The following is a 12,314-nucleotide window of genomic DNA, read 5'->3' as shown; positions in this document are numbered from 1 at the left end:
TGTTTTTAAAACTTAGTTCAAAGAGATTTACCAAACTTTCAACCTGCGTTATTGAACTATGCTCTAAATTAAGAATACCATTCCTCCGGTATCAATTTTTTTCCATTTCTCCACTCAACCACTTCATGGACTCCATCAATATCACCATATATATCACTATCAGCATGATCAAGAACAATACATTGCCAAGCTCCCTTTTTAGCTACGACTGATTTAGCAATTGTCTTGAACATACTTTTCACAGCACTAATATCTTCATTATCATATTCCGGGTCTTCTTCAACATAAGAGTCAGTTCTCTTTATCTTTGGAAAATAGACTTGACTTGGTTGATCAAATATCACAAAACTAGGTACACAAGAAGACTCAAGTTCTAAGAAATATTCTTGCAATGAACACATCAGGGCAATATGAAATGAAACCCAGTTCGATGCGCTTCCCACTTCAGCAAGAAAATGCCAATTATTATCATTACTTAAAACTGAGATATTGAGATCCCTAACACTGAACTTTGGAGCAATCTTTCTGTATTTATCTTCTACATCCAAGGTTTTTAAGTGTTCTAAAATACCTTGAGATATAACAGCTGCAGCATTTTCCAGTCTCTTTTTAACTTTCCCCTGATCTGCCTTATCTAGCAAGTCATTGTACTCTAGTTCAAGTAGAGCAATTTCTTTTTGAAATTCACCACCATCAACAAGTTTTTCAAAAGTTTCAATTGATGCTTTTAGATGACCAAGAAATAAAAACATTTCCTTTTTTCGTTGAAAATCGGCTTGTGCATCCTTATCTCGGGCTATTAATAGATCAAATCGTTTTTGAAGTTTTTCTTTTTCATCTAAAAGCTCTTGTAATTCCACTTTAATCAGTTCTTCTTCTCTCGAAAAGGAGGTGGGAATTTCCGCAACGCTTCTAGATTGGTCTTCGTATTTCTTAAATGCGGAAATTACTTTTGACATCTCCGATTTAGATTTAGGATGTTCAGAACTCCCACATGCTGGACATTCACTAGATTCCAAAGTGATATTTTCCAACCATTGAGAAATATGTAATCTATCCGCTCTTTTTCTTTGAGAGACTCCATAATCAATAAACCCCGATTTTAAACGTTTTACATCACTTAGCCTTTTTTTGGTTAATCCAATTTGAATGCTGATTCGTTCTTCATCCATTTCAAGTTCAGTTATTTCTTTATTAGCATACACGATATTATCAAGGCTGGTCTTTGAATATTCAGGGATATTCACAAATATTTGCTTTGCAGCTGCTAACAGATTTTCAGGTCTCGTCTCATCCGAAACATCATCATTAAAAATCCCATACTCATGCGCTATTTTTAAATGACCGATCATATTGCCCATCCACGCTGCTGATACACTATTGACTCTTCCATATTCTTTTCTCAATTGATTAAGTCTTTTTTCTACAAACTGAAGTCTTTGTCTTGCGGTCAAAACTTCAATGTTTTCTGCTCCTAATATATAAGGAAACCAGTTTCTGAGCCTTTCTCTGTGTTCATGAGCATGAGTTTTATAAAACAATATGTTTTGATTCGCTACAATGTCCTGGTTTTGAAAAACTAATGCCATCAGATCTCGAAACCCTAATCTTGCTTTGTATTTCTCCTCGTCCTCGCTACCATTCAAACTGAAATACGGAACAGTCGCTATTACGTTTAAGATATGTTTTATCCCATCAGTTTTTTCGTTAGGTTCTTCAATAAAAGGTGGAATACTTACAATTAAACCACGAGAAAAACAAAACTCATTTGAGACTTTGTTCCCCACTGGTACTTTTCTTGCTATTAGAATCTGTTCATTATCCGTTTTAATAACAACCCCGTACCAAGATACATAATCGCGTATGGTATCTATAGGAATAAAACAATCACTAGAAGCCAGGCAATAATCAATAATCGGAATTATTGCCGATTTCCCTGTACGCGATGCTCCTGTGATAACATTCACCTTTCCTAATGCGAAAGGTATTATTTGGGGAGCGAATCCTTCGGATTTAGGCCAAATAATTAACTTTAGTATTTGAAATTTCATTAGAATACCACCTTAAGATAAGCTTCAATAGCAGGTAGATCGTGTTGTGACAGCCATCTACCCAAGATCTCAGCTTTATCCCCTTCCCTCTTTATTGTACTTTTTAAAGCTTTACCGCGGCCAACAGTACTTGTCAGATTGCGAGGGTATATCTTACCACTCTCCAAATCCCATACTAGTAAACCTTCTGAAATAGCAATGTCAATTGCATTTAACGTATATTCACATTTATCTTTTACACGTTGTTGAATAGATAATAGTATGTCGGAAGTTTTTGACATTTCAAAACTTCTAATATACGACTGTAGATCATCTCTTTGATTATTAATAGGTTTCAATAACTCTTTATTAGTCAAAATAGCTGTTGCAATGAAATGTAAGAGAGCAACTGGCGCATCTCCGTGCGGATGTCCTTTACAATAACCATGGGTGAATTTCCATAGCAAATAAGCTCCTATAATTGGAGTATTCCAAAGCCTAACTTCTTCAACCAATTTACCCAAAATTAAACACCTTCTTCTTTAGGAAATAACATTTCCCAATTCGGGTGCCATCCGATAGTTGAATCATCAGCTAAAGCATGATATGTACCTGGAATTGTTGAGGGAGGAGGAGTCATATCTCTGATTGTTTCCAATCTTGATTTACAGTCAATTAAGAGTAGTTGACCTAATTCTAATTCCCCTAAGTTTTTTTCTGTGATTTTCAATCTTTTTCTTTGATTCCCCCAAAATTCAGTCAATCTTTTTTCAAATTCAAAAGCAATTTCATCGTTAATAATTTCATTCTCCATCCATTTTTCAAGATTAATATCCGCTCTTAAATAATTTGAGACTTCCTCTAATATCTCGTTTTCATTTAGTTCTATTACTTCTAGTTGCTTTAAATATAACGGACGTTTCATAGCATGTTTTTTAACACTTTTTTGAATTTTATCGTTTTCTTTCGAGTACTGCATTGTAAAATCAATAAGTTCTCTACAACGAGAGCGATCATATACCACCTTAAACTGATGATCAAAATCTTCCCAGCTAATACTAGCTCCCTTACGAGAAGCAATACTTTCATTAATCACTTTTTGTAACCATCCAGTAAGATACTCTATTAAAAATTCTATTTGACCTTCAGGGACATGTTTGCGTTGGATTTCTATTTTCAATTCCTCATAACCAGCTCCATTTCCGATCTGCAGTTCAAATTTTTGAATTATTTTAATTAATAATGCCTCATTTCTGTTAACAACGAAATCATAATAAGGCCATATTTCATGATCTTGTTTTGTTGCACTAAGTTTTTTCTTTGCATATTCTATTGCACTAACAGTGTCTGCTTGTGATTGAGCTGAATTAAATCTGTTTACAATTCCCTCTCTACCTGATTGATTAGAGTAGAGAAGAAATTTAGTTTTATCTACATCAATAAATCCAGAATTTATTGCTTCTATCCAGTTTGAAAATGTCTTCCATAAATCAGTTGACTTATCTGTTAATGGGTTTCCTACAATTGAAGATTTATCCTCCTCTGCAAGTAGTTCGCCATTCGACTTCAAGGTTGCTACATCTCCTAATACTTCAACACAAACAACATCTTTTGGACCGCTCCTTAGCAGATGGTAGAGTGCACGTGGAAACTGCATAGAGAAGCCTAGTAACTGACCCGGTGCATTCGACTTCATATTATATCTCCCCCTCATCTGACAACTATTAGATTAACCTAATTTTTCCCACATATTACATTCTACAAAATAAGACTATTTCCTCTATATTTTTTTCGTTCTCGTATTAAAGGCCTTTAGTCCTACTCTCAAAAGTTTTTTCTCATTATTTATAACAAACCGACAACTCCACCCGATTCCCTTCTCTATCATAAACAATCCTCTCCACTATCTTCTTCAACGCTCGATTCTTCTCTTCACTTGTCACCACAGCGCTCCACAACTCCCTAAACTCACCTATCCGCTCATATATCTGCTCCACAGTCGGATAATTCCCTTCATCTACTACAACCTTCCGCAAATCCTTCAACTCTTCCTCCAGCTTCTGTATCTGCCTTGACCGGATAGCTTTACGCTCCAAAAATACTTGCTTCGTTATCATGTCCTCTTCATACGATTCATGCAGCTTGTCCAATGCCCGCTTCTGCTTCTTCAACTCCTGCTCTTTGACCTCGATAATGACCTGTGTATCATTGTACCTACTTCCATGCAATTCAATCTCCCGTAAAATGTTTGGGTCTACATGAATAATCCGGTCATATAGCGCATTGAAAAAGTCAACATCCATTACCTTGCCACGCTGCTCACATTTGCTTCCGTCTTTGTTCTGGTGATAGCACAATGCACTCCAGTGCTGCCCTTGCTTTTTATTCTCACCTACTCGGAATCTCATCCGTGAACCGCACTTTTCACAATACAGCAAGCCGGACAATGGAAAAATGGTACGTCTTGAATTGGGGTTCAACATACGATTTTTAAGCAGCCGCTCCATAATCGCTTCATGTTCTTCCGGCGTTTTCAGATTTTCATGTGTTCCCATGACTTTAATCCGCTCTTCTTCGGGAACCAATTCAACCTGCCCACGCTTGGAACGGGTTTTGCCGTATGTGATGAAACCCAAATGGATTTCGCTTGCCAGTAAACGTTGCACCGTAATGTTCGACCAGCCCTTGTTCTTTCCATCCGGCTTAATATTGTATGGCGTGGGTATCTTGTTTTCCGTCAACCAAATGGCGATATGACTAAGGTTTATTCCATTCAAATACTTTTCAACAATCGCTCGATAAATCGGACGCTTTGTTTCATCCACCAAACCGACCTTGTGTTCTTATCATAATAGTATGGAAACGGTGGCTTTCCATTTGTCCACATGCCTTTCTTGGCTCCTGCCTCTTTCCCCTGCTTCATTCTTCGCTTAATCGTTTTGTACTCTATTCGGGCAAAAATAGACATGAAATCAAATGATACATCGTCATTGTCTATTTCTAGATCGTATATCTTGTTTGGTGTGATAATGACCGTTTCTGAGTTTAAGAATGTATCTTTAATGAGTGCCCAATCCTTGTTTTCTCCACGCCCTAAACGGTCAATATCCATGACCACTACTCCATCATAGAGCTGGTCTTCAACATGCCGAAGTAACTTCTGCATTTCTTTCCGAGACTCGATCTTTTCCCCAGAGGCCACTTCTTCATATAGCCTATAGGTCCAATTTCGATTCTCTACCAAGGTCAGAAGGGTATCCCTATGCTTCGAGAGAACGTCTTCAAACTCACTCACCATCGCCCCGTGATTTTCTTAAATAGACAGCTACGTGCTTAATACTGTGCATAGATATACGTAGAATCACCATTTAACACATTCTTCCAATCATTGAGGATATTGACTGGCCACCACACCAAAAGCAACTTCCAGGAATGGGCGGTTCTGCCTGGCATTTTCACAGCCATGTACACCAGCATGGGCCTTTTTGTTTTACGTGTCGCACTTCATAACGGAAGTTAGTTTGATTAATTCATTTGAATTAATTATACTCAACAGTATGGAGGAATGGACATTGAATACAAACCTAAGCAGCGATATGAATAAAGGAAATGAAGACTCCACCCAAACTCGTTTATTAGAAGCAGGGCTACGGATCTTTGGATTAAATGGCTATGAAGGCGTACGTACGCGGACTCTTGCACATGAAGCTGGTGTGAACCAATCGGCGATTCCGTATTATTTCGGTGGAAAAAAAGGATTGTACTTAGCGGTTGCCCGTCGCTTGACAGAAGCCGTTCAAGATGATTTTTTGAAGCAAGCTCTAATTGAGACAGAAGAGATTGAGAAACGGTCAAAAGAAGAAGCCACAGAAGCTCTTAAAAAAGTCATGACGCAATTTTCCAAGACGATGATTGGCAATCATGAAGCCAATGCAAGAAGTGTATTTATCGCAAGAGAGCAGTTGCAGCCTACAGAGGCTTATGACATTTTGTATGAACAATTCTTCCAGCCACTACATCAGATGATTGCCGTCTTGGTGAGTAAATTAATGGATCTAGACGCAAAAGATCCAAAAACGATATTAATCGCACATGCAATTATTGGACAATCGGTTGCGTTCTCTGTGGCGAAGGAAACCTATTTCAGACGCCAAGGGATTCAAGACTTGGATGAAGCACACGTTGCTTTGATCGCCAAGGAGCTTGGCGAAATGTCGATTCGTACATGCAGCGGCTATTCTCATTAAAAAGAGGGTACGTAACAAAGACATAAACACTCTTCTATACGTACCCTTTTGCTATTTTACCAAGTTGCCCTCATCAGATGAGTAGAATTTTTATTTAGTTCAATCCCCCCAGCTTCACCCACGATCACCGTTCCGCCAAGATTAATGACCTTCTTACCAATCGCACAATTCGGCTCAAATGCAAACACCATTCCTGTCTTGAGTTCGGTCTCTAACCCTATGGATGGGATCGGCAGCACTTTCCCGTACTCTCTCGCCTCAGGCAACCGTGCAATCTCATCGCCAACCCCAATAAGACCAAATGGACTAATGGAATGAATAAGCGGATGAACGTGCCAGCCTCCTGCTTCACGCATTGGCTCATTCATCGCTTTGACCACGTCTCCGAAAGTAGCCCCATGCCGCAGTTCTTTTACTCCGTTCTCATACGATTGTCTCGCTGCCGCTGCCGCCCGCTCAAAATCCGGATGCACAGCTCCTACAGCGATTGAAGGCTGATGCTGCGTCTCCAGCATTCCGAATGATGAAAATACCTCGGCCAAAATAATATCTCCTTCTTGGATCACCCGCGGCCGCTCTGGTCGATATGTCCATGCGGGCAATCCCCATCCTACGAACTCTGGTCCTGATCCCATTAATATCGTTGTCGTGAACCCGACATGGGTCGCACAAGCATTCATCGCTGCCGCATAGATCTCATTTTCTCTCACGCCTGGCTTCGTTGCCTCAAGCATCGCCTGACACATTTTTTCCCCAACGTTCGCTGACCATTTTAATACCACGATCTCCTCCTGACTTTTCACAGAAGACAGTGCGAAAAATTTGTGTCCCACAGACTTAAAGGTCCCATTCGGTAATCCCTTTAGGATCGTTTGCCAAGTATTATAGGGCATGGCTCCATCAAAGTAATAGGGAGGATAAGGCTCTAAGCCAATCACACCAAATGCTTTATTTGTAAGTCCTCTCTCTTCCATAATCTTGACAATGTGCGCACCCATTTTTCCGACATACATATTTTCCGGGCGTATCCAGCCTTGCGTATTCGTATATCCAGCTTGAATATGATCTTCCACAGCAGTGGCTAAAAAGACAACTGAGATCGGCTCTTCATTCTTAGGGAAAATGACAATAGAACCTGGACGCTCATTCGTAAAGTAGGTGTCCGGATTAAATACAGCAGGGAACGCACCTTCTCGATCTCCATACACAATCAATACATCCACATGCTCTTCTTCCATTAGCTGATTTGCAATATTCCATCTACGATCTCTTTCCTCAAGTGAGTAGGTAGGGATTCTAGTATCTTGATTGTTCATACCTCTTTCTCCTCCTAACATTTATTTCTTTCCAGAGTTCATTGCTGATCGTTGCCTTTTGTCATCATCCAACCGTATACATGCGAATGGCTCCCTTCCAATAGATGTCATGAATGAACCTGTTACATTGCAAGTATAATTCATTCATTTGATTAATTCAATTGAATTAAATTTACGGAAGCTTCTTAACAATGTTTTCATACGAACATCTCATCAATGTGATGTATTTCGTGAGCGATGACGTGACGCATGATTTCTCCATGCTTATATGTTATCCATTCACCATTATCACGTAGAAGTGTCAGCTCTTTACATTCCATCTCCGGTGTCCATGACGTAACAAATGGCTCCACTTCTGCGTGAAACTGTATTGATAAATCTCGTATCTGCTTCAGACTTCTGTAAGCCTCGAAGGACTCTTGCTCAAATTTTGCCTTTCCTTGCAATACGCTGTGAATCCAACTATATTCCCAATAAACGATGTGAAACAGCGTTTTTAAGATTCCTCCAACACCGCCAATACGAACTTTAAGCAATTCATCTTCAGATAGATCTTCACAACAATAGAACCAGTCATTTTCCTAATTTATATCATCGAAATATTAAAATTCTAACTATTCAGACAAACTAATTCGATATCAACCTGCTATTTCTTCTTGTGACATTAACTGCTCGTAAGTGTAATGCCTCGTCAGTCTATTGATTTATTTTCCCGGTCTGATACTTTATTTTTCAGTCCCCGTAAGTTAAACGTTCTAGAGTGAATCAGATGAGTCAGACGAATTAGAGACTTTCAAAACACCCTATTTTACTAAGAGCAGACGATTAAGTGTATTTGGACACTAGTTTAATCTGCCAGAGCGAGATATGTTGAAGCATAGGTTAGTTTGTGCATCGCATTCTCTACTCTATTAAAAACACCAAAAGGCGTCCCAAGCACAAGCAATCAATTCATTGCTTTTGGGGACACCTCTTTGTCTGAGTACATATAAGCACTGCTGGCCAGTGACCTTTTGCAGATTTTAGCGGGTAGCCTGAAATTCCAATACTTCATAGATTCTGACTGCCATTCTGCTGCCATTCCGACTGCCAATCTTAGTCTTTCATCGTGGAGTTAATTTTTAAATACAACTGTTTCAGCGGATTAACAATACTGCCACTAAGCATTGAAATTAGCAACCAGAACACTATGAACACGACGATGTTTAAAACGATCATTAAATACTTAAATGTCCGCAGCTCTGCATTCATGCCGTCTGCAGAGATATAGGTGACAATTCGCTCGTCCGATTCGGGCAGTGGATAGAGCAAAATCAAGCCGTCGGCCGTTTCACGCTCGAGCAGATCTGCATCACCGCTGGCGGTATCCTCTTGACCTTCCGGCTTAGCCGGACGATTCTTTTCTGGTGTGGCCAGCGCAGTTCTAATTTTTTGCAATCGCTTCATAGGAACATCCGCCGCACTCAGTAGCTTTCCGTTACTTGTCAGCAGATAAACTTCATTCTCTCCGTAGATCGTATTTTTGCCTGACAGGTAGAAGCTGTACAGCTTGTCAATCTCAACTTCGAGTGAGAGCAGACCTAAAATTTGCCCCTCCCCATTCTGAATTTTCACCTCAAGCAGCAGACGGTCGCGCAGATCAGAAGGTGCGTTCATTAGATGTTCCCGGTTCAGCACCGTCCAGCGCAAAGTCTGTTCCCGGTTATCCAGAAATTGTTCCATCCCCGGAACCTTCTTGATCTCTGCAAAGGGGAGAAGCCCCGACACATTGCTCGAGGAGTAAGTCCCTCCTGCTTCACCCCAAATATAAATGCCGAGAATGTCACTGCTAGAGGAGCGAATGCCCTCAAGTATCGGAGAAATCGCTCCGTCGTACGCTGGTTTTTTCAGAGCGTTTTGTACCACCTGATTGTTGGAGATAAGCTTGGAGGTCTCCTCCAGCCAGTTCATGAACAAAAGAGTATTCTTATGCTGCTGGCCAGTGTATTGAACAGATAACTGCCGCAACATATCCAAGCTTCTATGCTCCATAGTACGGTACAAAATGAAACTTGAAGCAGCAATGTAAACGGTAATAAACAGCACCAGGACAAGGCGGATGTTGCGGCCGAATGATCTGAACATATAACTCCCCCATCCCCCTCCGGTGTATGAATCAACAAAAACGAAAATCAATTGAAATCAGACTATCAGCTAAAGTGACTAATGTCGATCTCCTTATAAAAAGAACCTGCATCTGTCAAAAGCACTTCAGTATTCGGCAGGATAATTGTAATCTCCGAACCGGCTGGCCAGTTAGCTTCAAAATGGAAGTTTTTATGCTCCGCTTCTGAATGGATTTTCCATTTTACATGTATTGGACCCAGACTTGTGCTTACGGTTCCACTGGCCTGTTGCAGTTCTCCGCAATGTGGCTTTATGGTTATTCCCTCTATCCCTTGCCGGACACCCAATATCCCTCTGGTGAACTCAGTGATCGGCAGCGCACTCCAGGCGTGACAGTCACTTCTGGTTCCAACAGAGTCCATTTCTGGGAGAGTAGTGAGGTTCAAATCCAGCTGCTTCATCCAGCGTACCCATAGTCCGAAGGAGCGGTCATACAATCCGCAATGCTCCAGCGCGCGGAATAAATAGTAGCTCATCGGCAGTGAAAGCTTAGCCAGCGATGTATCTGTCAACGTTGCTTTTAGCAATACCGCCCCCTCTACAGGATCTACCGTACCAGCTAAAACCGCCCAGACCTGCGTATGCTGGCTAAGCTGTGTTTCTGTAGTCGCCTCCGGGCTGTCGCGGAACATCATACTGTTCGTTTGGCGGCAGCAATCCAGTACCGCAGCATTGACCACGGCTTTGCGCTGACGTAATTCTATTGCAATCTGCGTCCACCCGCTGGCGGCAAGCAATTCAGCCGCTTGCTCCAACGCGGCCGCATACATCAAGCTAAGCACGGTTGCAGGTGCACCTTCCGTACAGTCTGGTGCACCGAGTGGCCATTCTTCTACCCAGTCGAAATAATTCCAATATTGGCGAGGCGTTCTGTCCACCAGACCCTGTGGTGTCAGTCGCTGATCGAACCAGTCCAATACGGATAACAGTGGCAGTCGATACCGTTTTACGATATCCAAATCCCCAAAGGATCTGTAGTGGTCATGAATCATCCCGATCCAATACAAGGAGAAGGAGGGGATGACCTGTGGCAGTACGGAGGGGAAGCGGCTTTGCAACATGCCGTTTGGCAGCTGCGAAGCCCTATAATCTTCCATTGCCCTCCGTGCCAATCGGTCGTCTCCTGATAACAGGTACGTAAACTCCATCATCAGTTTGGTATCCATGGTATATTGCAGCTGTTCATAATACGGCGTATCTTCGTAGGTCTCATGCATGCAGCGCTGTAATGTCCGCACACTTAGATCCCAGAGCTGGTTATATCGTTCATCGTTGGAGTGAAAACTTCCTTCCGGCAGCAAAGGATATCCGGTCTCCCGATAACTGAAGCCGGATATCGTCAAAGGTTCGGCTCCAGTATGCACCTCCAGCCGGACATACCGGAAGGTACGAAACCAGAACGGCTCATAGCTTTCCATCTGCACCGAGGTGCCATAACCGGCTGGATGGTAGCTGTCATATCCGCCTCTTAGTACATGCTCCCGCATATCATCGCGGACAGCTTTGCGGCGGATCTCGTCATCCCCAGTCTCTTCTTCGTAGCACTCGGCGTAAAGCAGGGTGATCCGGCTACCTTTACCCCCAAGGAGCTTAAGCTGCGGATAACCTGTGATTAGCTCACCTGCATCCAGCTCCAGCCAAAGCTGCTGCCCCGCTTCCACATGTATTCCTGCTAATGGCAGGGCAACCTCACTAGCTTCATTCCGCAGCTCCAGACAATGCCCGTTTTCAAATAGGGCATCTCCTTCACCACTGCTGCTCCGCATCAGCTTTAGGAAGAGCTGCTCCCGCTCATACAGCAGCGGAATCGGACGTTTGTCCAGTTGCCATGGGGTCAATTGGCCATAATCATCCCGCACCGGCTGTACAATCCTTGCGGCTAACCAGGCGCTGTCGTCATATTCCGGCAGTGTCCAATCCAGCAGCGCTACGTCCCCCTCCACCTCTTCCAATCCGCCCATCCAGCGCATAATCGGAAACGGCTGGAGTCTGTAGCTGTGGTCCCTAATGCTTTTCCATGAGGTATCTGTATTCAGTTCCTGCACAAGCTGCCCATTGTTCATAACTTCCGCTTCTACAAGCAAGCCGCCTTTTTGCGAACGCCAGATGGATAGAGGTCCGTCTTCCCCCAGCTCAAAGGGAGATGTCCCTGCATAATGAACTACCATAACAGCAATCACATTTATACCTGGTTGCAAAACGTCGTCTAAACTGAATTCCTCATAATATTGTACATGTCCATGACCCTTACAAGGACCGGCCCATAAACGCTGCCCGTTAACAAAGAGTCTGTAGCGGCTGTCAGCAGTAATGGCCAAATTTAGACTATAAGCCTTCCCGGCTCCAGCTGGCAGCTCAAACACTTTGCGAAAATATACTCGCTCGTGTTGCTGTTCCCAACTAGCTGTTCCTTTCTCAACCAAAGGCCAGATCCAGCGTGCGTTCCAGTCTCCCCATTCTTTTGCTGCCATGTAATGCACATCTCCTTTATCAATTAGAGTAGATTTCGCAATCTACGCAGAAACGGCATCGCCGCCCTTCAGAAGGACGACGCC

9 protein-coding genes and 1 pseudogene are annotated in these 12,314 nt (G+C 42.4%); 1 reads left to right on the top strand and 9 read right to left on the bottom strand.

Annotated features, from left to right (window positions below; genetic code table 11):
- Positions 1-68: 68 nt before the first annotated feature.
- From MKX41_RS08360 to MKX41_RS08340, 5 genes are all read right to left on the bottom strand, one after another.
- On the bottom strand, positions 69-2,051 hold the full coding sequence (locus MKX41_RS08360) for a DUF3732 domain-containing protein (protein ID WP_340969531.1): 1,983 nt from the start codon (positions 2,049-2,051) through the stop codon (positions 69-71).
- Positions 2,051-2,554 (bottom strand): three component ABC system middle component, encoded by a 504-nt coding sequence (locus MKX41_RS08355; protein ID WP_340969529.1) that lies wholly within the window; start codon positions 2,552-2,554, stop codon positions 2,051-2,053. The genes MKX41_RS08360 and MKX41_RS08355 overlap by 1 nt, the downstream gene beginning before the upstream one ends.
- A gap of 2 nt (positions 2,555-2,556) precedes the next feature.
- Positions 2,557-3,726 (bottom strand): ABC-three component system protein, encoded by a 1,170-nt coding sequence (locus tag MKX41_RS08350; RefSeq protein WP_340969526.1) that lies wholly within the window; start codon positions 3,724-3,726, stop codon positions 2,557-2,559.
- Positions 3,727-3,871: 145 nt separating this feature from the next.
- Positions 3,872-4,855 (bottom strand): recombinase family protein, encoded by a 984-nt coding sequence (locus MKX41_RS08345; protein ID WP_340969523.1) that lies wholly within the window; start codon positions 4,853-4,855, stop codon positions 3,872-3,874.
- A complete protein-coding gene (locus MKX41_RS08340) occupies positions 4,804-5,328 on the bottom strand; it encodes a recombinase family protein (RefSeq protein WP_340969521.1) in 525 nt (174 codons plus the stop codon). Before MKX41_RS08340 ends, MKX41_RS08345 begins: the two co-directional genes overlap by 52 nt.
- A gap of 274 nt (positions 5,329-5,602) precedes the next feature.
- Between MKX41_RS08340 and MKX41_RS08335 the strand changes: the two genes are divergently transcribed.
- A complete protein-coding gene (locus MKX41_RS08335) occupies positions 5,603-6,277 on the top strand; it encodes a CerR family C-terminal domain-containing protein (protein ID WP_340969519.1) in 675 nt (224 codons plus the stop codon).
- A gap of 56 nt (positions 6,278-6,333) precedes the next feature.
- Here MKX41_RS08335 and MKX41_RS08330 read toward each other — a convergent pair whose 3' ends face one another.
- From MKX41_RS08330 to MKX41_RS08315, 4 genes and pseudogenes are all read right to left on the bottom strand, one after another.
- Positions 6,334-7,593 (bottom strand): M24 family metallopeptidase, encoded by a 1,260-nt coding sequence (locus tag MKX41_RS08330; RefSeq protein WP_340969517.1) that lies wholly within the window; start codon positions 7,591-7,593, stop codon positions 6,334-6,336.
- Positions 7,594-7,790: 197 nt separating this feature from the next.
- Positions 7,791-8,156, bottom strand: a pseudogene (locus MKX41_RS08325) (DinB family protein); the annotation flags it as partial.
- A gap of 532 nt (positions 8,157-8,688) precedes the next feature.
- Positions 8,689-9,717, bottom strand: a complete 1,029-nt coding sequence (locus tag MKX41_RS08320) for a cache domain-containing protein (protein ID WP_340969515.1) — start codon at positions 9,715-9,717, stop codon at positions 8,689-8,691.
- Positions 9,718-9,782: 65 nt separating this feature from the next.
- A complete protein-coding gene (locus MKX41_RS08315; RefSeq protein WP_340969512.1) occupies positions 9,783-12,230 on the bottom strand; it encodes an alpha-L-rhamnosidase-related protein in 2,448 nt (815 codons plus the stop codon).
- Positions 12,231-12,314 lie beyond the last annotated feature (84 nt).

Source organism: Paenibacillus sp. FSL R5-0475 (assembly GCF_038004585.1).
Taxonomy (GTDB): domain Bacteria; phylum Bacillota; class Bacilli; order Paenibacillales; family Paenibacillaceae; genus Paenibacillus_AQ.
The sequence above is the reverse complement of the archived record's forward strand: the minus strand, read 5'-3'. Positions and strand labels throughout refer to the sequence as shown.

Coding starts and splice junctions, on each gene's coding strand:
- MKX41_RS08320 (WP_340969515.1), bottom strand. CDS start 9,717: ATGTTCAGATCATTCGGCCGCAACATCCGCCTTGTCCTGGTGCTGTTT.
- MKX41_RS08360 (WP_340969531.1), bottom strand. CDS start 2,051: ATGAAATTTCAAATACTAAAGTTAATTATTTGGCCTAAATCCGAAGGA.
- MKX41_RS08340 (WP_340969521.1), bottom strand. CDS start 5,328: ATGGTGAGTGAGTTTGAAGACGTTCTCTCGAAGCATAGGGATACCCTT.
- MKX41_RS08350 (WP_340969526.1), bottom strand. CDS start 3,726: ATGAAGTCGAATGCACCGGGTCAGTTACTAGGCTTCTCTATGCAGTTT.
- MKX41_RS08315 (WP_340969512.1), bottom strand. CDS start 12,230: ATGGCAGCAAAAGAATGGGGAGACTGGAACGCACGCTGGATCTGGCCT.
- MKX41_RS08330 (WP_340969517.1), bottom strand. CDS start 7,593: ATGAACAATCAAGATACTAGAATCCCTACCTACTCACTTGAGGAAAGA.